This is a genomic window from Bacillus cereus group sp. MS39 (assembly GCF_040448665.1).
Lineage (GTDB): Bacteria > Bacillota > Bacilli > Bacillales > Bacillaceae_G > Bacillus_A > Bacillus_A wiedmannii.
Genome location: NZ_CP123058.1, coordinates 1,455,272 through 1,474,784 on the forward strand (window position 1 = coordinate 1,455,272; position 19,513 = coordinate 1,474,784).

The window sequence follows — 19,513 nt, forward strand, 5'->3', positions numbered from 1 at the left end:
GAAAAAGAGAGGTTTATTTATAGAAATTTTGCAGTTGTTTCATCATAACGAATTGGATGGTGTGTTGCATCTTGTTTTAGTAGTTGTGTTCGTAATGGTTCTTGCATGATGGAGAAATATACAGAATTGGCTTTTCGCTCTATATGTAAAGTAGGATGGTCAAATGTTTTTGTATGGGTAAGGATGGGAAGTTCTATTTTTTTCTTGTTTTTTGAAAGGTAAGTTTGTCCTTTTTGTGACATGCCTAGTAGACGAATGTACGGTGCATGCTGCTCTATATTTGCGCTATGTATTTCTTCTTTTGTTGTATTTGTTAAAATGTGTGTACAAGCTCTTTGTAATCTAGTCCATGTATAACGCTTCGTTTTTAATGCTTCCATGAATGAATGGAAGGAGGAACTGTTTTGTATTTTTGATAAAATACGATGCTCTAAACCTTCTTCTATTTCATATATATGTCGTAAGTCTTCTGGAGACATCGTCATGAGTTTGTATTTAAAAAATGAAAAGTATTGTTCCCAATTATGTAATATCCCGTAGTTTTGTTTGTAACTTGCTAAAAGAGAAGCAGTCGCTTTTGGGATAAAAGGCTCAATTTCTGTAAAAGAACTATTTTCGCTAAAAAGTTGTTTACGAATACTAGTTGCGCTTGCAATATGTTGGTCGCTAAATGTTTCATCATGATAATGAGATGCGAATCTTTTTATCGTTTGTGCTTGCATAGAACTATTTTGTAAGAAAATTGATTTCATGTATTGGAATCCTAATATGTTATTCGGTTGTGACATGTCTATGTTTTTTTCGGATGGTAAAATGTGTAGGAAGGCTTCAGATGTAGCTTTTGCGTAACTGTTACCTGCATTCATAAATTGCTTTACAAGATGATTAAAAGTATCTTCTTCATTTTTTTGCACAGAGATGGTGTTATGAAAATTTTCAATCTGCCCATCTTCACTACCGAAACAAATTTCAGAAACACGCAGGGCGTTTAAAATAGAAATAGCGCCATTTGCAAAGGTTTCAGCCTTTTGTGTTGAGAAGGCGTATGGAAGCTCTACAACAAGGTCTACACCGCATGATAAGGCCATTTTGGTACGATACCATTTGGATATGAGTGCTGGCTCACCACGCTGTAAAAAAGGGCCACTCATAACAGCGATTGTAATATCGGCGTGTGTTAACTTTTTTGTTTGTTGCACATGATAATCATGACCGTTATGAAAAGGGTTATATTCAACAACAATGCCACTGGCTTTTATGGTAATCTCTCCTTTCGATGTAGCATCTTTTTCAAAAACGTGATACTCTATATATTATTTACTATGATGACTTCATTATAGTGTAAAGAAAAAACATTGACAAATATAAAATGGCTAGCTATAATTTTGTTTGTTGCCTTGAGGTGATATGATATGAAATGGTCCATCCATCAATTGAATAAATTGAGAAATAAAGGATTGACATTGGATGAGATGGTAGATGTAAGTGAGCTGCAAGAGGTCGAGAAAGATATTCGTGAAATTAATCCTGCTCATGTAACAGGAAGAGTTGATTTTGGCTCCGGTAAGTTTACGTTCCATCTACATATAACTGGAAGCATGGTTTTACCATGTTCTCGCTCTTTAGTAGATGTGACATTACCATTTGACATTAAAACAACTGAGGTGTTCCAAACTTCACAAGAAGAATTTGAAACTGAAGCTGAAATTCATTGTTTAGAAGGAGAAGTACTTGACTTACTGCCCGTAATCAAGGAAAATATACTTTTGGAGATTCCAATGCAAATTTTCAGTGATGATGTTTCTGGTGGAGCACCGATGCAAGGTCAAGACTGGCAAGTGATTTCGGAAGAAAACAAAGAAAAGACTGTTGATCCACGATTAGCAGGACTTGCAAAGTTTTTTGACAAATAATCGGAAGACTGGTTTAGGCCTTCATATGAAAATAACTATTTCTTTTAAGGAGGTGGGAAGAATGGCTGTACCTTTTAGAAGAACTTCTAAAACAGTAAAAAGAAAGCGTCGTACGCATTTCAAATTATCAGTACCTGGTATGGTAGAGTGCCCAAGCTGTGGTGAAGCGAAATTAGCTCACCGTGTATGTAAAGCATGCGGTACTTACAAAGGTAAAGAAGTAATCAGCAAGTAATTGCGGGAAAATAAACGTAGAAGATATCTTCTGCGTTTATTTTTTTTTGTTGTATTCTATCTTTTCTAGTAACTGCATATGCTTAATAAAAAATGCATAGGGAGGACTAGAGAGATGGCGACAACAAGACAAGATGCTTGGACTGATGATGAAGATTTGCTTCTGGCAGAAGTAGTACTCCGGCATATTCGAGAAGGTGGAACGCAATTATCTGCCTTTAAAGAAGTGGGAAGACATTTATCTCGTACACCAGCAGCATGTGGCTTTAGATGGAATTCTTACGTTAGAAAGCAATACAAAGAACGTATTGAAGAAGCGAAGCAACTACGTAAAGTAGAAAATTATGAAGTAAAAGAGACAAAGGTAGTAGAGCCTACGTCAATTACATTGAATGATGTTATTGATTTCTTGCAAAATTATAAAGATGAAAACTCTTTAATGGTGTTGCAACAGCAAATTGAATCGTTACAAACAGAGAGAGAGAGTCTTTTGGAGCGATTATCAGTATATGAGGAAGAGTATAGAACATTGCTTGATTATATCGATCAAAAAAGAAGTGTAATGGTAGCGGAAAGAAATAGCGCTCGTTCGAATGGGAAATTAGAAAAGTTAAAGAAATAAAAAAACAGCTGCTATGTAGCTGTTTTTTTATTTCTTATGCAGACTCTTCGTTTGTAACCGTATTCAAATTTGTTTCTGGGTTCCAAACATAAAAATCACCATCAGGTACTGATACAGGCTGGAAATTTAATTTATCCCAAAAACCAGCTGAATGGATACGTGCGATCGTTTTAATTGGGAACTGTAGCCCCTTCGCATAATTTACAAGCATTTCTCCGAATCCTTGTTTTTGGAAAGTCGGTAACACTTCAAGTTTATAGAGTTCTAGGTAAGTACCTGTAATTTCGAATGGTTCTCCGCCGTTCCTTTTCATATATAGACTCATGCGTGCAATTAGTGATCCGCCATAATAAATACCGTAAAATGGAGATTCACTATCGTTTTCAATAATGTTTGCCTGTAATTCTTCTAACATGGATAGTTCTTGAGCTCCGCAACCTTTAAATTTTTTAAATTCGTCTAATGTTTTATAATTGATGAGCAAGCGCTCAACTTTTGGGAATCCCATAACATCACATCCTTTTCTTGTCTCGTTGAATGCAGAAAAGTAAAAATATTTATAATAATATTATAACTCATTTTTTTATTTTTATGAAGAAGATAGTATATTTCTTTTATTATTTTTTTGAGGATTTGCTAAACTAAGAGTAGAAGCATATTAATAGGTAGTATATACATATTGAAAGTAGAGGTTGCATTTGTTTGTTAAAGAGCAATGAAATTGTAAACTATGTTCATGGAATTGAGAAAGGTAAAGTGAAACTGTAATCGGTGGGATTTGTTCACCTTTAGTTAATTATGATTCCGCACCAATCAGGCGTTTGCGGGATAAAAAGGGGGAGGGAAAGGGACTTGTGTAACGTATTTATATGAGTTCCTTGTGTGAAAATGAAAATCGGAGTTGTGGGACCAGGAGCTATCGGTCTGTTATATGCATTTTATTTACAAAAAAGTAATCAAGATGTTACGTTGTTTACAAGGACAGCTAAACAGGCTGAGGAATTGAATAGAACGGGTGTAACTTGTATGAGGGAGGAAAAACGTGAAACCGTATTCCCACCTGTTTTACCAATAGAAAGTATGCTAGACCAGAAGCTAGACTATATATTTATTGCTGTTAAGCAATATCATATAACTGACATACTACCTTTTGTGCGAGGGGAATCCTCATTAATCTTTTTGCAAAACGGAATGTCGCACCTTCATGCTATGCAGCAAATAAGGAATAAAAATATTGCGGTTGGGATTGTAGAGCATGGTGCAAAAAAAGAAGAAAGACATATCGTTTATCATACGGGAATAGGTGTAACGAAGTTTGGAATCGTGCACGGCCAGTCTATACATTTTGAAAAAATATTTAATTGCTTTCCATTTCCTCATTTTCCGATTCAAATAGAAGATGATTGGAAGGATGTCATGCACAAAAAATTAGTAGTTAATGTATGTATCAATCCATTGACAGCATTATTACAAGTCCAGAACGGAGAGTTGATTACGAACCCGTTTTTTTATCGATTGATGGAGCAAGTTTTTCAGGAAGTCGTTTTTCTTGTTAAAGAAGAAAAAGAAATGGTATGGAAAATGGTACATCGCGTATGTGAAAGAACGTCTCGTAATACATCATCTATGCTGGCAGATGTAAGGGCAAATAGACAAACGGAAATCGGTGCGATTGTTGGATATGTATTAGAAGAAGCTAAGAAACAGCAACGATCTGTTCCGACACTGCAATTTTTGTTCGATGCAATAAAAGGATTAGAAGTAAAAGAATAAGTGTAATTCTTTGCTTTTACGTGCAACATTGACTACAATGTGGATTGGTGAGAGAACAGGATACGAAAGGAAGAATTATATGGAGATAAAAGAAATCTCTGTTCCGCAACAAGGTGTTGTAGCGGACTATATGAACGGTAAAAAAGAGATACAGTCGTGTTTTGACTATATGTTAACAGAAGATGCTTTTAAACAGCGTGTACATGATTTGTGTGAGAGGGAGTTTTTCCGCCAAGACTTAGTAGCGCATTTATTAGAATATAATACAAAATTACAAGCGGGAGAAGCTACGATTCAAAATGTAAAAGCGCTTGGAGATGAAAATACATATGTTGTTATAGCTGGACAACAAGCTGGGTTATTAACTGGACCACTTTATACAATTCATAAAATTATTTCAGTTTTACAGCTTGCGAGGGAAAAGGAAGAAAGTTTAGGTGTTAAAGTCGTTCCTGTTTTCTGGATTGCTGGTGAAGACCATGATATGGATGAAATTAATCATACTTTTGTAACGAAGAATAAAAAAATAAAAAAGACTATTTTTCATGACCGTAATCCGAAAGTGGCGAGTGCTTCAGAGTCCGAGCTTTCTTTGGAAGACTGTAGAAAGTGGATTGAAGAAATTTTCAAAACATACCCTGAAACGAATTTTACAAAGGATGTACTGCAATTTATTGATGATTCTTTGGGGAAATCGAATACGTATGTAGATTTCTTTGCCCATCTTATTATGAAAATGTTCGTTAATTCTGGTTTAATTCTTGTTGATTCGCATCATCCTGAATTAAGAAAATTAGAAGTGCCGTTTTTCAAGCGAATTATAGGTAAGTATAAAGAAGTGCAAGAGGGGCTTCATAACCAACAGGAAGTAATTAAAGAATTAGGATATAAACCAATTATTGAAACAAAGTATAATGCAGTACATATATTCATGGAAATTGATAATGAGCGAGTATTACTTGAAGACGATCAAGGGAAGTTTGTAGGGAAGGATGGAGCGTATTCCTTTTCATATGAGGAATTGATGGAAGAGATGGAAAGAAGTCCGGAACGCTTTAGTAATAATGTTGTAACGCGCCCTCTTATGCAAGAGTATCTATTTCCTACGCTTGCGTTTATTGGAGGACCAGGGGAATTAGCTTACTGGAGTGAATTGCAACAAGTTTTCCATACGATTGGTTTCCAAATGCCGCCTGTCGTTCCGCGTATTACAATCACTTATGTAGAGAGGGATATAGCGACAGATTTATACGATTTGCAATTGCAAGACAGTGATCCGTTTTTAAATAACGTAGATAAGTTGCGTGAAAACTGGTTATCTAATCAAATAGAGGAACCGATAGATGATCGATTTGTAGAGGCGAAAAAAGAAATAATTGATATCCATACGTCATTACAACAGTTTGTGAAGAAAATAGATCCTGGATTAAGTGCGTTTGCAGGGAAAAATGAATTCAAAATTAATGAACAAATTGAACTGTTGGAAAGAATGTTGAAAAGAAATGTTGAGAAAAAACATGAAGTACAGCTAAATAAATTCCGTCGCATACAATTTGCACTTCGTCCATTAGGGGCGCCGCAAGAGCGTGTGTGGAATGTATGTTACTATTTAAATCAGTTCGGTTTGGATTTCGTTGATCGTGTAATGGAAAAACCGTTTTCTTGGGACGGAAAACATCATGTTATAAAACTATAGAATCTTGCTCTTAGGAGCAGGATTTTATTTTTGTCCTGTTGAATTTACTGTGAAGTGAAATTTTTCTGAATTATTAATTTTAAAAAAGTGAATATCGTAATTATGCAGGATACTTAAATATATGACAAAATAGCACAAAATGTAAACGTATTATCATCTTTTTCGACAGTTTTTTATTTAAATTCCCGCAAAAAATGATAAAATTTAGTATATAATAAAAGAAAATAGCGATTTGTATAGTATGCTGCCTTTGTAGGCAAGTTAAATGAGTCGTTCTTTCATAGTATTTCGTTCTCTAATCGTGAAATATGCGTTTGGGGGAGGAGATGCATTCAACATAATTAATTGGAAAAAGAGTAGGTGCAACAATGTTTAAACATGTAACAGTGCTTTTGAAGGAAACAGTAGACGGCTTAGATATAAAGCCAGATGGTACATATGTAGATTGTACACTGGGGGGAGGAGGACATAGTTCTTATTTATTATCCCAATTAACTGAAGGTGGAAGATTAATCGCGTTTGATCAAGATGAGATAGCGATTCAAAATGCGAAAGAAAAATTCTCTTCATACGGTGAGCAGTTCATAACAGTAAAGAGTAATTTCCGTTATTTATCTGAAAAACTACAGGAATTAGGTATAACAGAAGTAGACGGTATTTTATTTGATTTAGGTGTTTCATCCCCACAATTAGATACACCAGAGCGTGGCTTTAGTTATCATCATGATGCACCGTTAGATATGCGGATGGATCAAGATGCCCCATTAACAGCATATGATGTTGTAAATAGCTGGTCATATGAACAACTTGTAAGAATTTTCTTCCAGTATGGTGAAGAGAAATTTTCAAAACAAATAGTAAGGAAAATTGAGGCGTATCGTGAGAATAAAGCTATTGAAACGACAGGAGAATTAGTAGAACTAATTAAAGAGGGTATTCCAGCTCCTGCTCGTAGAACGGGTGGACATCCTGCGAAGCGAGTGTTCCAAGCAATCCGTATTGCTGTAAATGATGAATTGAAAGTATTTGAAGAAGCGTTGGAATCTGCAATTGACATGGTCAAGCCAGGTGGAAGAGTTAGTGTTATAACATTCCATTCTTTAGAAGACCGTATTTGTAAAACGACGTTTAAGCGAAATAGTACAACGCCACAATTGCCACCAGGATTACCGATTATTCCTGATGAATTTAAGCCGAAATTAAAACTTATTACAAGAAAACCGATTTTACCTTCTGATATAGAGTTAGAAGAAAATAATCGAGCGCGTTCTGCGAAATTGAGAATCGCTGAAAAACGATAAAAAGGGGAGAGAGGTATGAGTAACTTAGCTGTAAAGTACAAACAACAAGCGCAAGAAGAGATACAGATTCAAACGCCCCCACAGCAGATGGTTCAGCCAAAAGCTAAAGCGAAGATTACAAGAATCGAAAAACTGTTGTATGTAGCATTTATTGGCTTTTTATTGTATGCCTGTGTAGCGTTTATTGGAAATAAAGCAGGCCTTTATCAAGTTAATGTAGAAGCAGCGACGATAGAACAAAAAATTGTACAGCAGCAAAAAGAAAATCAAGAGTTACAGGCTGAAGTAGAGAAGTTAAGTCGCTATGAACGAATCGCTGAAGTTGCAAAAAAACACGGGCTAGAAATTAATGCGAATAATGTGAAGGGCCTCAAATAAGGCAATAGGTGTGAAGGGAAAATGAAAAGAAATATGACTAAATTTCATACCAATAAGGGAGCAGGGTATTTTATGATTTTATTCCTCCTGCTCTTTTTGCTATTGTTAGCCCGATTTTTTTACATACAAGCAACAGGAACTGTTCATAATCAAGATTTGGATAAACTTGCTCAGCAAAAACATAGTAAAAAAGGAGTTCTAGAAGCAAATCGCGGGACGATTTATGATCAAAACGGTCATGTACTAGCGCAAGATGCAAACTCTTATAAACTTGTAGCGGAATTAAAAGGTGCGAATCATGTTGAAAATAAAGAGGATACTGCAAAGAAAATTGCGGGAGTACTCGGAAAAGATGAAGAGAAGATTTTAGCCACGTTAAATAAAAAAGATAAAAGTCAAGTCGAATTTGGAACACTAGGTAAAGATTTGACGAAAGAACAGAAGGAACAAATAGAAGCATTGAAATTGCCAGGCATATCTTTTATTACTGAAAATGCAAGAGTGTATCCGAACGGTGATTTTGCATCTTACGTTATAGGTCATGCTAAACCGAATGAAGAGGGGACTTCGGTAGGGCAATTTGGTTTAGAAAAAAGTTTAGATAAATATTTAAGTGCTTCTAACGGCAAAGTAGCTTATACAGGCGATCGTAAAGGAGTGTCTCTTGACGGTGGAAAAGTGAACGTAGAGGCACCTAAAAACGGAGATAACGCGTATTTAACGATAGATCAACGTATTCAAAGTTATTTAGAAGATGCGATGAAAGCTGCAAGTAAGCATTACGACCCAGAAAGTTTAATAGGGATTGTTGCGGATCCAAAAACAGGGAAAATATTAGCGATGTCTAGTAAACCTAGTTATGATCCAAATGATCGTCAAATTAAATATTTCTTCAATGATGCAATTGCAAATGCATTTGAACCTGGATCAACAATGAAAATTTTCACGTTAGCAGCAGCTATTAATGAAGGTGTGTATAAAGGACAAGATTATTATCAGTCTGGTACATATCAAGTCGGGAACCGAAAAATAAAAGATCATAACGGTGGCGCTGGATGGGGATCTATCACATTTGATGAAGGGGTAGAGCGTTCTTCCAACGTAGCGTTTGCAATTTTAGGGGATCAAAAACTTGGCCCCGAACGTTTCCGAAAGTATATTCATAGTTTTGGATTAGATGAAAAAACGAACATTGATTTACCTGGTGAAGGTTCAAATGCAATTGTATTTGATCAACAAATACAGCAAGTAACAACAGCTTTTGGACAAGGTTCTACTGTAACGCCAATTCAGCTTGTGCAAGCTGCAACTGCTATTGCAAATGATGGAAAAATGATGAAGCCTTATACAATTGATAAAATTGTAGATCCAATAACAGCCGAAGTAAAATTAGAACATAAGCCAGAGGAAGTGGGAAAACCTGTTACGAAAGAAACAGCAGCGCAAGTAAGACAGTTATTAGAACGTGTTGTTACATCGCCGAAAGGAACAGGAACTGCTTATAAAGTTGATGGGTATTCAGTTGGTGGTAAAACAGGGACAGCGCAAATTCCGGATGGAAAAGGTGGCTATATGACGGGAAGAGAGAATTATATATTCTCATTCTTAGGGATGGCACCTATGGACGATCCACAACTTGTTGTGTATGTAGCTGTAAAACAGCCGAAATTGAAAGATGATGAGAATGGCGCACAGCCTTTAGCTGATATTTTTAAATATGTAACTAAAAATAGTTTAGAGTATTTAAAGATTAAGCCAAATGAAATAAAAGACCCGAAAAAATATGTGAAAGAACAACAAACTGTCGTTCCGGATGTAACAGGGAAAACGATGGAAGAAGCGAAAAAAGCAATTGATAAAGCAAAACTTCGTCCAATCGTATTAGGTGAAGGGAAAGTGCAGCAGCAAGTGCCAAAAGCAACTGAGCAAACATTAAAAGGTGACCGAGTCTTCTTAGTAGGAGATAAACCTACAATGCCAAATATACAAGGCTGGGCACTGCGTGATGTTATGAATTTAGCGAAAACATTAAAGCTTAACCTAAAACCTACTGGTACCGGATATGTAACTGAACAAAGTGTGGCAGAAGGAACATTGTTACAACCTGGTACAGAGTTAGGTGTAACACTTGTACCGCCACTTGAACCACAACAAGAAGCAGAAAAACAGTAATGGTAAAAGAGAAGAAGTTCTAATTAAATAAGTACAAGCATATATTGGAACAAGCTAGGCGTAAGGGAGGCTTGTTCCAATATGCGTGTATCAAATGTAACAGTTAGAAAAAGACTTATTTTTATACTCATATCAGGTATACTTATTTTCACTATCATCGATATTCGTCTTGGATATGTGCAATTTTTTCTTGGGAATATGTTAACGGATCGTGCGAAAGATTCATGGAGTCGTAATATTACTTTTGAACCTGAACGTGGGAAGATTTTAGACCGGAATGGTGTGGAACTTGCTACGAATAAAAGTGCCCCAACTGTCTTTGTTGTACCGAGGCAAATTGAAAAACCAGCAGAGACTGCAGAGAAGTTAGCTGCAGTATTAGGTGTGGAAAAAGATGAGGTTTATAAGCGGATTACAAAAAAAGAATCGATTGTAAGGTTAGATAAAGGTGGAAGAAAAATATCACATGATAAAGCGAAAGAGGTACGAGGATTAAGTTTGAAAGGTGTTTATATCGCAGAGGACTCTATCCGGTACTATCCATTTGGCAACTTTTTATCACACGTATTAGGGTTTGCAGGTAGTGATAACCAAGGTCTTATGGGACTGGAAAAATATTATGATAAAGAGCTAAATGGTGATGAAGGTCATGTGCGTTTTTTTGCAGATGCAAAAGGCCAAAGGATGCCTAATGTTGGCGATGATTTCAAAAAACCAGAAGCTGGTTTGAATTTAGGTTTAACAATTGATGCACGTATTAATAGAATTATGGAAAGAGAAATGAATATTGCAGAGTCGACATATAATCCAGATGGTATGATTGCGATTGCAATGAATCCGAAAAATGGTGAAATTTTAGGTATGTCGAGTCGGCCGAGTTTTGATCCAGCAGATTTTCAAAGTGTTTCTCCAGAAGTGTATAATAGAAATTTACCAGTATGGAGTACGTATGAGCCTGGTTCAACATTTAAGATCATTACGTTAGCAGCAGCCTTGAATGAAAATTTAGTAGACTTAGAGAAAGATACGTTTTATGATGATGGAGCAGCTGAAGTGGGTGGAGCTAGATTGAAATGCTGGAAAGCGGGAGGCCATGGTAGCCAAACGTTTTTAGAAGTAGTTCAAAACTCATGTAACCCAGGATTTATTGAACTTGGTGATCGTCTTGGTAAAGACCGATTGTTTAAATACATTCGTAATTTCGGCTTTGGACAGAAAACCGGAATTGATTTGCAAGGTGAAGGTAGTGGGATTTTATTTAATTTAGATAAAGTCGGTCCAGTTGAGCAAGCAACTACTTCATTTGGTCAAGGAGTTTCTGTAACACCAATTCAACAAGTAGCAGCAGTAGCAGCGGCTGTAAATGGTGGGACATTGTATCAACCGTATATAGCTAAGGAATTTATTGATCCGAAAAATAATCAAGTTGTAAGTAAAAAGACACCTGTGGAAAAAAGAAAAGTTATTTCCAAGGAAACTTCAGAAAAAGTTCGGTATGCATTAGAGAATGTTGTAGCAAAGGGATCTGGTAAAGGTGCTTTCATTGATGGGTATCGTGTAGGTGGAAAAACAGGTACGGCTCAAAAGGTGAAAGATGGTAAATATTTAGAGAATAATTATATAGTATCTTTTATCGGTTTTGCTCCAGCAGATGATCCGGAAATTGTTGTCTATGTTGCTGTTGATAATCCGAAAGGTGTAACGCAATTTGGTGGAGTAGTAGCAGCTCCAATTGTTGGGAATATTCTTCGGGATGCACTTCCTGTTATGGGAGTGAAACCGAGAAAAGAACAAGTTGAGAGAGAATATAAATGGGGCGATACACCAACTGTGGAAGTTCCGAATTTAATTGGTATGAAAAAGAAAGACTTACAGACACAACTCGTCGATTTGAAGCTTGATATAAGTGGAGACGGAGAGAAAGTAATTAAACAATCCCCAGAAGCAGGAGCTAAAGTGAAAGAAGGCTCAAAAATTAGAATTTACTTCGGGAATTAAAGGTAACCTAGTACGTTTTATGGTACAATTGGTGGAAGTGAGTTCTTTATAGAAGAGTTACTTAATTTGAGGCTGTAAGAGCCCCAATTATAAATAAGTCTATTTATTAGACACAGTAGCACTTACCTCCTATTTTACATATTTAGGAGGTAACGTGTTGCTTATTAAAAAAGAGATAAATACACAATGTAGAGAGGGTTTAGTGAAATGAAGTTGCATACACTTTTATCATGTTTGCATGATTTTCCAGTTGTTCCAAAAGAAAATCCAGAAATCACATCTATAGAAGCTGATTCACGTAAAGTGAAAGAGGGAAGCTTATTTGTATGTATGAAAGGATATACGGTTGATAGCCATGATTTTGCTAAGCAAGCAGCGGCACAAGGAGCGGCTGCTATTGTTGCGGAAAGACCAATTGATGTTGACGTTCCAGTTGTACTTGTGAAAAACACTTTTCGTTCGTTAGCGGTTTTAGCTGATTATTTTTATGGTCAACCAACACACAAGTTACATTTAATCGGAATTACAGGTACAAATGGAAAGACAACAACATCGCATATTATGGATGAGATTATGCGCGCACATGGTCATAAAACGGGGCTAATTGGAACGATTAATATGAAAATCGGTGATGAAACATTTGAGGTGAAAAATACAACACCAGATGCACTAACACTTCAACAGACATTTTTAAAAATGGTTGAGCACGGTGTAGATAGTACAGTAATGGAAGTTTCGTCACATGCTTTAGATCTTGGTCGTGTACACGGATGTGATTACGATGTAGCAGTGTTTACAAATTTAACACAAGATCATTTAGACTATCATAAAACGATGGAAGAATATAAACATGCAAAAGGGTTGCTATTTGCACAACTTGGCAATAGTTATAACCATGATCGTGAAAAGTACGCGGTACTGAATAACGATGATGCTGTAACTGCGGAATATATGAGAAGTACTGCGGCAACTGTTGTAACGTATGGAATTGATACAACAAGTGATATTATGGCCAAAGATATCGTTATGACGAGTGGTGGAACTACATTTACGCTTGTAACACCGTATGAAAGTGTAAATGTTACGATGAAATTGATTGGGAAATTTAATGTATATAACGTACTAGCGGCAACAGCGGCAGGACTTGTTTCTGGTGTAAGTTTAGAAACGGTTATTGATGTAATAAAGCAACTAGCTGGAGTTCCAGGACGTTTTGAAGTAGTTGATGGTGGACAAAATTATACAGTTATTGTTGATTATGCACATACACCAGATAGCTTAGAGAATGTATTAAAAACAGCAAAACAGTTTGCAAAAGGCGATGTATATTGCATCGTCGGTTGTGGTGGAGATAGAGATCGAACAAAGAGACCAATTATGGCAAATGTTGCAACAAAATATGCAACTCATGCAATTTACACTTCAGATAATCCAAGAAGTGAAGAGCCAGGGGCTATTTTAGATGATATGGTGCAGGGTGCAAATGGGAATAATTATGAAGTAATTATTGATAGAAAAGAAGCGATATACCATGCAATTGCTAACGCGAAAGCTGAAGATATCATCATTATTGCTGGTAAGGGTCATGAAACGTATCAAATTATTGGTAAAGACGTTCATCATTTTGACGATCGTGAAGTCGCTAAAGAAGCAATTACAGAGCGTTTAAACAACGAAGAGTAACAACGTGAGAGGAGGACTACATGTGCTTGAGCAAGGTTTATTAGTAACGGCTGGGGTAGCATTCTTAATTTCTGTTGCCCTTTCGCCATTGTTTATTCCATTTTTAAGGAAATTAAAGTTCGGACAGAGTATTCGTGATGAGGGACCAAAGTCACATCAAAAAAAATCAGGGACACCTACAATGGGTGGTATTGTCATATATGTATCTATGATGGTAACTTCACTTATTATGGCGATTAAGTTTAATCATTTAGGTGCAGAGGTTTCGTTATTATTATTAGTGACATTTGGCTACGGATTAATTGGATTTTTAGATGACTACATAAAGGTAGTTAAGAAGAGAAATCTTGGTTTAACATCAAAACAAAAATTAGTAGGTCAGCTTGTTATTGCTATTGCGTTCTTTTTAATTGGAAAAGGGCAAGCGTTCCACACATACATCATGATTCCGGGAACAGATGTTAAGTTTGAACTAGGTTGGGCGTATTTTGTACTTGTATTATTTATGCTTATTGGTGGATCAAATGCAGTTAACTTAACTGACGGTTTAGATGGTTTATTATCAGGAACAGCTGCTATTGCATTTGGAGCGTTTAGTATTATTGCAGTAGCGCAAGAGCAATTTGGAGTAGCGATATTCTGTATGGCAGTTGTAGGAGCTGTACTTGGATTTTTAGTATTCAATGCAAATCCAGCGAAAGTGTTTATGGGAGATACAGGTTCCTTAGCTTTAGGTGGAGCCATTGCAGCTGTAGCGATTTTATTAAAACAAGAATTACTACTTGTAATCATTGGTGGAGTATTCGTAATGGAAACTTTATCTGTTATTATTCAGGTCATTTCTTTTAAAACAACAGGAAAACGTGTCTTTAAAATGAGTCCATTACACCATCATTATGAATTATGTGGTTGGTCAGAGTGGCGTGTTGTTGTGACATTTTGGTCTGTAGGCTTTTTATTAGCTGTGTTAGGAATTTATATCGGGGTGTGGATGTAATTGAAAACTGTAACTGAATTTCAAAATAAAAATATTCTTGTATTAGGCATTGCAAAAAGTGGTTATGCAGCAGCTACGCTGTTACAAAAATTAGGGGCAAATGTAATTGTAAATGACGGAAAGCCTTTAGCGGATAATGTACTTGCTGCAGAATTACAAGCAAAAGGAATGGACGTTGTATGCGGTGGTCATCCTTTAGAATTGTTAGAGAGAAATATTTCTCTTGTAGTAAAAAATCCAGGAATCCCGTATTCTAATCCAATATTAGTTGCTGCGAAAGAGAAGCAAATTCCAATTGTTACGGAAGTTGAATTAGCATATCGTATTTCAGAAGCGCCATTTGTTGGGATTACGGGGTCTAACGGTAAAACGACGACGACAATGCTTGCATTTGAAATGCTAAAAGAAGGACAAAAGCATCCTGTAATTGCAGGGAACATAGGAACTGTAGCGTGTGAAGTAGCACAGGATGCAAAAGAAAATGAAGTTGTAGTTACAGAACTTTCATCGTTTCAACTGATGGGAGTAGAATTGTTCCAACCTAAAATTGCTGCGTTTTTAAATTTATTTGAGGCCCACTTAGATTATCACGGGACGAAGAAGGAATATGGTTTAGCAAAAGCAAATATTTTTAAAAACCAAACAGAAAATGATTATAGTGTAATAAATGCAGATGATGCAGATGTGATGGCTTTATCTGCTTATAGTAAAGGGCAAAAAGTACTATTCTCGACAACGAAAGAAATTGAAGATGGTGCGTGTATAAAAGAGAATGCTCTTTGTTTTAAAGGTGAAAAAGTTGTTGAAGTAGGCGATATCGTTTTACCTGGTCAACATAATTTAGAAAATATTTTAGCAGCGATGAGTATCGCAAAATTATTAGGTGTTTCTAATGAAGCGATTACGGCGGTGTTAAAACGTTTTACAGGTGTAAAACATCGTTTAGAATATGTAACAACTATTAACAATCGTAAGGTTTATAATGATTCAAAAGCAACGAATATGTTAGCGACTGAGAAAGCTTTATCTGCGTTTACACAACCGATTGTGTTATTAGCAGGTGGGCTTGATCGTGGAAATGAATTCGATGATTTAATTCCGTATTTCAAAAATGTAAAAGCAATTGTGACATTTGGACAAACAGCTCCAAAATTAGTAAGAGCTGCAGAAAAAGCGGGATTAGATACAATTGAAAGTGTCGATACTTTAGATGAAGCGGTAGTGAAAGCTTATGCTCATTCTACAGATGGCGATGTAATTCTTCTTTCTCCAGCATGTGCAAGCTGGGATCAATTTAAAACATTTGAAGAAAGAGGAGACATGTTTATACAAGCTGTGCATAAACTTATATAAAGTAAATCAAAACATCAGTAGGCTAATACCTACTGATGTTTTGTTACATAGGGCAAAAGTTTCTGCCTAAAGAGGTGGTGTTTATGGGTAATGAAGAAAACCCCTGATTTTATTCTCATCATCGTTACACTTGCGTTGTTAACAATCGGAATGGTTATGGTGTATAGTGCGAGTGCGGTTTGGGCCTCTTATAAAATGGGGGACTCATTCTTTTTTGCAAAAAGGCAATTGCTATTTGCAAGTATTGGTGTAGTGGCAATGTTTTTAATTATGAAAATTGATTATTGGGTGTGGCGTACGTATTCAAAAGTAATTTTGCTAGTTTGCTTCATTCTTCTTATTCTTGTTCTTGTTCCTGGGGTAGGACTTGTTCGAGGAGGAGCGCGAAGTTGGATTGGAATCGGGGCATTTTCCATTCAACCGTCAGAATTTATGAAGTTTGCGATGATTATTTTTTTAGCAAAATTTTTAGCGGAACGACAAAAATTAATTACCTCTTTTAAACGTGGTTTACTACCAGCTCTTAGTTTTGTATTTCTTGCTTTTGGGATGATTATGTTACAGCCAGATCTTGGCACAGGAACGGTAATGGTTGGGACATGTATTATTATGATATTTATCTCGGGAGCAAGGGTCTTTCACTTTGCAATGTTTGGTTTGCTTGGTGTAGCAGGATTTGTAGGGCTAATTGCATCAGCACCGTATCGAATGAAACGTATTACATCATATTTAGATCCGTGGTCAGATCCGCTTGGAAGTGGATTTCAAATTATTCAATCGTTACTCGCAATTGGACCTGGTGGATTATTCGGGCTTGGACTTGGACAAAGTAGACAAAAGTTTCTTTATTTACCTGAACCGCAAACAGACTTTATATTTGCAATCTTATCCGAGGAATTAGGTTTTATTGGTGGTTCATTTGTGTTATTATTATTTAGTCTATTATTATGGCGTGGGATTCGTATAGCTTTAGGAGCGCCAGATTTATATGGTACGTTTTTAGCAGTAGGTATTGTGGCGATGATTGCGATTCAAGTAATGATTAATGTTGGTGTTGTAACAGGATTGATGCCTGTAACAGGTATTACTTTGCCGTTTTTAAGTTATGGTGGATCAAGTTTGACATTAATGTTAATGGCAGTAGGTGTATTATTAAATATAAGTCGCCATTCTCGCTACTAAACCCTGTTTTATAAGACAGGGTTTTTCGTATGTGCGCGAAGAAACATGATGTATATAGAAATAAATACGACTGAAATAAGAAAAGAGAAGCGGAGGAGTTAGTAGTGCGTGTATTAGTAAGTGGTGGGGGCACTGGAGGTCATATTTATCCGGCTCTTGCTCTAATAAGAGAAATAAAAAAATTAAATCCGGAAGCAAGGTTTTTATATATTGGTACGGAGAGTGGATTAGAGAGCACAATCGTTCCAAAAGCAGGCATACCGTTTCAATCTATTGTTATAAGTGGATTTAAGCGTAAAATATCGTTAGATAACGTGAAAACGGTGATGCGTTTCCTAAAGGGTGTACAAGATAGTAAACGATATATTCGTCGTTTTAATCCGGATATTGTGATTGGAACGGGTGGATATGTATGTGGACCAGTTGTATATGCTGCAGCAAAATTAGGTATTCCAACCATTGTACATGAACAAAATAGTGTACCTGGTGTAACGAATAAATTTTTAAGCCGCTATGTTGATAAAGTTGCGGTTTGTTTTGAAGCGGCTGCAGAACATTTTCCACAGTCAAAAGTGGTGATGACAGGAAATCCAAGAGCATCAGAAGTAATGGATCAGAATGGAATGAAAGGAAAACGTTCAGTAGGTTTATCTCTTCCTAAAAAATCGGTACTTATTTTTGGTGGAAGTCGTGGGGCTAGACCGATTAACGATGCTTTCGTAGAGGCAATTGAACAGTTTGGAAATAAAAGTTACGAAATATTGTATGTAACAGGTGAAGTTCATTATGACAAAGTGATGGAAGCAGTGAAGCAAAAAGGGAATCCGAATAATGTTATTATTAAACCTTTCATTCATAATATGCCAGAGGTACTTACAGGGGTAGATCTTGTTGTTTCAAGAGCGGGGGCAACAACACTTGCAGAATTAACCGCGTTAGGTAAGCCAAGTGTGTTAATACCTAGTCCTTACGTAACAAATAACCATCAGGAAAAGAATGCACGTTCCGTTGTCGATAAAGGAGCAGCAAAAATGTTGCTTGAAAAAGACTTAACAGCAGAAACGCTTATTCGTGATATTGATGAGATTTTATTAGATGCACAAACATTACAAAATATGAAGCTGGCTGCGGGGCAATTAGGTATTCCAGATGCAGCAAATAAGCTGTATGAAGTAATGAATAAGCTTGTAAAAAAATAACGTTAGGTGAACGCCCTGCATACTACTGTAATAAGGATACTTAGTATGGGGGAGATTGTTTATGGAGCAATTAGTAAATGAGCTTATAGAAGCAAATGTTGGTCGCGTGTTAGTGAATGAAGCGTTAGCGCGTTATACCACTATGAAAATAGGTGGACCAGCTGATATTTTAATTGTGCCAAAGCATGTTGCCAGTATTGAAAAAACGTTGCAGTTAGTAAAAAAATATAAAACAAAGTGGACTGTAATTGGTCGAGGTTCGAACCTTCTTGTATCTGATCTAGGTATAGAAGGTGTCGTTATTCGTTTAGGAGAAGGATTAGACCACTTAGAAGTCGAAAAACATAGAGTAAGAGTTGGTGGTGGGTATCCCCTTATTAAATTATCAACTTTACTTAGTCGTCAAGGGTTATCCGGTCTGGAATTTGCCAGTGGTATTCCAGGAAGTGTTGGTGGTGCAGTGTATATGAATGCTGGAGCACATAAATCGGATATATCAAACATATTATCAAAAGCTCTTATTTTGTTTGAAAACGGAACAATTGATTGGTTAACACATGAAGAAATGGAGTTTTCCTATCGTACTTCTGTATTGCAAACGAAACGTCCTGGTATTGTTTTGGAAGCTGAGTTTCAATTGCAGGTAGGAGAGCGTGAGGGAATCGTAAGCGTCATGCAAAAGAATAAAGACTACCGTCGTGAAACACAGCCGTGGAATCATCCTTGTGCAGGAAGCATATTTCGGAATCCAATCCCATACTTTGCAGGAGACTTAATAGAAAAGGCGGGGCTTCGTGGTTATCAAATAGGCGGAGCTCAAATTTCTGAAATGCATGGGAATTTTATTATTAACACTGGGGGAGCCAGTGCGCAAGATGTCTTATCTTTAATTGCATTAATAAAACAAACAATCAAGGATAAATTTGGCGTAGAAATGCATACAGAAGTAGAAATCATTGGAAGATAACGGTTATTCGTTCCGCTCATTATCATTTATGTTATAATAAGAAGA

The 19,513-nt window shown here is 36.4% G+C and carries 17 protein-coding genes; 15 read left to right on the forward strand and 2 right to left on the reverse strand.

The genetic code is table 11. The annotated features are described in order from the left end of the window. Nucleotides 1-17: 17 nt before the first annotated feature. Nucleotides 18-1,199 carry a nucleotidyltransferase gene (locus QEP67_RS07760; RefSeq protein ID WP_001187897.1) on the reverse strand — a complete coding sequence of 394 codons (1,182 nt, stop codon included), beginning with the start codon at nucleotides 1,197-1,199 and terminating at the stop codon, nucleotides 18-20. A 213-nt stretch (nucleotides 1,200-1,412) separates the two neighbouring features. Here QEP67_RS07760 and QEP67_RS07765 point away from each other — a divergent pair, with 213 nt between their 5' ends. From QEP67_RS07765 to QEP67_RS07775, 3 genes are all read left to right on the forward strand, one after another. Then, nucleotides 1,413-1,913, forward strand: a complete 501-nt coding sequence (locus QEP67_RS07765; RefSeq protein ID WP_000872150.1) for a DUF177 domain-containing protein — start codon at nucleotides 1,413-1,415, stop codon at nucleotides 1,911-1,913. Nucleotides 1,914-1,974: 61 nt separating this feature from the next. Then, on the forward strand, nucleotides 1,975-2,148 hold the full coding sequence (gene rpmF / locus QEP67_RS07770) for a 50S ribosomal protein L32 (protein WP_001984764.1): 174 nt from the start codon (nucleotides 1,975-1,977) through the stop codon (nucleotides 2,146-2,148). A gap of 114 nt (nucleotides 2,149-2,262) precedes the next feature. Then, nucleotides 2,263-2,769 carry an RsfA family transcriptional regulator gene (locus tag QEP67_RS07775; protein ID WP_000246481.1) on the forward strand — a complete coding sequence of 169 codons (507 nt, stop codon included), beginning with the start codon at nucleotides 2,263-2,265 and terminating at the stop codon, nucleotides 2,767-2,769. A gap of 34 nt (nucleotides 2,770-2,803) precedes the next feature. Here QEP67_RS07775 and QEP67_RS07780 read toward each other — a convergent pair whose 3' ends face one another. Continuing rightward, nucleotides 2,804-3,277, reverse strand: coding sequence for an N-acetyltransferase (locus tag QEP67_RS07780; protein WP_000506704.1), 474 nt, complete (start codon nucleotides 3,275-3,277; stop codon nucleotides 2,804-2,806). 374 nt (nucleotides 3,278-3,651) lie between these two features. Between QEP67_RS07780 and panE the strand changes: the two genes are divergently transcribed. The 12 genes from panE to murB all read left to right on the forward strand — a co-directional run bounded on the left by panE (nucleotide 3,652) and on the right by murB (nucleotide 19,468). After that, nucleotides 3,652-4,542, forward strand: a complete 891-nt coding sequence (gene panE, locus QEP67_RS07785; protein WP_074651370.1) for a 2-dehydropantoate 2-reductase — start codon at nucleotides 3,652-3,654, stop codon at nucleotides 4,540-4,542. Between the two features lie 79 nt (nucleotides 4,543-4,621). Beyond that, a complete protein-coding gene (gene bshC / locus QEP67_RS07790) occupies nucleotides 4,622-6,238 on the forward strand; it encodes a bacillithiol biosynthesis cysteine-adding enzyme BshC (protein WP_000403047.1) in 1,617 nt (538 codons plus the stop codon). A gap of 368 nt (nucleotides 6,239-6,606) precedes the next feature. Further along, entirely contained in the window at nucleotides 6,607-7,539 is a 933-nt protein-coding gene (gene rsmH / locus QEP67_RS07795; RefSeq protein ID WP_000472509.1) for a 16S rRNA (cytosine(1402)-N(4))-methyltransferase RsmH, read from the forward strand. A 15-nt stretch (nucleotides 7,540-7,554) separates the two neighbouring features. Further along, nucleotides 7,555-7,917: a cell division protein FtsL gene (gene ftsL, locus QEP67_RS07800; protein ID WP_000067079.1), complete on the forward strand. Its 363-nt coding sequence runs from the start codon at nucleotides 7,555-7,557 to the stop codon at nucleotides 7,915-7,917. A 72-nt stretch (nucleotides 7,918-7,989) separates the two neighbouring features. Then, on the forward strand, nucleotides 7,990-10,089 hold the full coding sequence (locus QEP67_RS07805; protein WP_002107807.1) for a penicillin-binding protein: 2,100 nt from the start codon (nucleotides 7,990-7,992) through the stop codon (nucleotides 10,087-10,089). Between the two features lie 81 nt (nucleotides 10,090-10,170). Then, on the forward strand, nucleotides 10,171-12,087 hold the full coding sequence (locus QEP67_RS07810) for a stage V sporulation protein D (RefSeq protein WP_001266244.1): 1,917 nt from the start codon (nucleotides 10,171-10,173) through the stop codon (nucleotides 12,085-12,087). Nucleotides 12,088-12,294: 207 nt separating this feature from the next. Continuing rightward, nucleotides 12,295-13,770, forward strand: coding sequence for a UDP-N-acetylmuramoyl-L-alanyl-D-glutamate--2,6-diaminopimelate ligase (gene murE, locus QEP67_RS07815; protein ID WP_048565658.1), 1,476 nt, complete (start codon nucleotides 12,295-12,297; stop codon nucleotides 13,768-13,770). Between the two features lie 22 nt (nucleotides 13,771-13,792). Continuing rightward, complete coding sequence (gene mraY, locus QEP67_RS07820; protein ID WP_000893058.1) at nucleotides 13,793-14,767, forward strand: phospho-N-acetylmuramoyl-pentapeptide-transferase; 975 nt, start codon at nucleotides 13,793-13,795, stop codon at nucleotides 14,765-14,767. Further along, nucleotides 14,768-16,120, forward strand: a complete 1,353-nt coding sequence (gene murD, locus QEP67_RS07825; RefSeq protein ID WP_000860101.1) for a UDP-N-acetylmuramoyl-L-alanine--D-glutamate ligase — start codon at nucleotides 14,768-14,770, stop codon at nucleotides 16,118-16,120. 90 nt (nucleotides 16,121-16,210) lie between these two features. Beyond that, nucleotides 16,211-17,302, forward strand: a complete 1,092-nt coding sequence (spoVE, locus tag QEP67_RS07830; protein ID WP_000753517.1) for a stage V sporulation protein E — start codon at nucleotides 16,211-16,213, stop codon at nucleotides 17,300-17,302. A 104-nt stretch (nucleotides 17,303-17,406) separates the two neighbouring features. Beyond that, a complete protein-coding gene (gene murG / locus QEP67_RS07835; RefSeq protein WP_001265424.1) occupies nucleotides 17,407-18,501 on the forward strand; it encodes an undecaprenyldiphospho-muramoylpentapeptide beta-N-acetylglucosaminyltransferase in 1,095 nt (364 codons plus the stop codon). A gap of 61 nt (nucleotides 18,502-18,562) precedes the next feature. Continuing rightward, nucleotides 18,563-19,468 (forward strand): UDP-N-acetylmuramate dehydrogenase, encoded by a 906-nt coding sequence (gene murB / locus QEP67_RS07840; RefSeq protein WP_000437052.1) that lies wholly within the window; start codon nucleotides 18,563-18,565, stop codon nucleotides 19,466-19,468. Nucleotides 19,469-19,513 lie beyond the last annotated feature (45 nt).

What these genes read in the sequence shown, in the direction of transcription:
- QEP67_RS07780 (WP_000506704.1), bottom strand. Translation starts at nt 3,277, where the DNA reads ATGGGATTCCCAAAAGTTGAGCGCTTGCTCATCAATTATAAAACATTA.
- spoVE (WP_000753517.1), top strand. Translation starts at nt 16,211, where the DNA reads ATGAAGAAAACCCCTGATTTTATTCTCATCATCGTTACACTTGCGTTG.
- QEP67_RS07775 (WP_000246481.1), top strand. Translation starts at nt 2,263, where the DNA reads ATGGCGACAACAAGACAAGATGCTTGGACTGATGATGAAGATTTGCTT.
- murB (WP_000437052.1), top strand. Translation starts at nt 18,563, where the DNA reads ATGGAGCAATTAGTAAATGAGCTTATAGAAGCAAATGTTGGTCGCGTG.
- rsmH (WP_000472509.1), top strand. Translation starts at nt 6,607, where the DNA reads ATGTTTAAACATGTAACAGTGCTTTTGAAGGAAACAGTAGACGGCTTA.
- QEP67_RS07765 (WP_000872150.1), top strand. Translation starts at nt 1,413, where the DNA reads ATGAAATGGTCCATCCATCAATTGAATAAATTGAGAAATAAAGGATTG.
- QEP67_RS07810 (WP_001266244.1), top strand. Translation starts at nt 10,171, where the DNA reads ATGCGTGTATCAAATGTAACAGTTAGAAAAAGACTTATTTTTATACTC.
- ftsL (WP_000067079.1), top strand. Translation starts at nt 7,555, where the DNA reads ATGAGTAACTTAGCTGTAAAGTACAAACAACAAGCGCAAGAAGAGATA.
- bshC (WP_000403047.1), top strand. Translation starts at nt 4,622, where the DNA reads ATGGAGATAAAAGAAATCTCTGTTCCGCAACAAGGTGTTGTAGCGGAC.
- rpmF (WP_001984764.1), top strand. Translation starts at nt 1,975, where the DNA reads ATGGCTGTACCTTTTAGAAGAACTTCTAAAACAGTAAAAAGAAAGCGT.
- QEP67_RS07805 (WP_002107807.1), top strand. Translation starts at nt 7,990, where the DNA reads ATGATTTTATTCCTCCTGCTCTTTTTGCTATTGTTAGCCCGATTTTTT.
- murE (WP_048565658.1), top strand. Translation starts at nt 12,295, where the DNA reads ATGAAGTTGCATACACTTTTATCATGTTTGCATGATTTTCCAGTTGTT.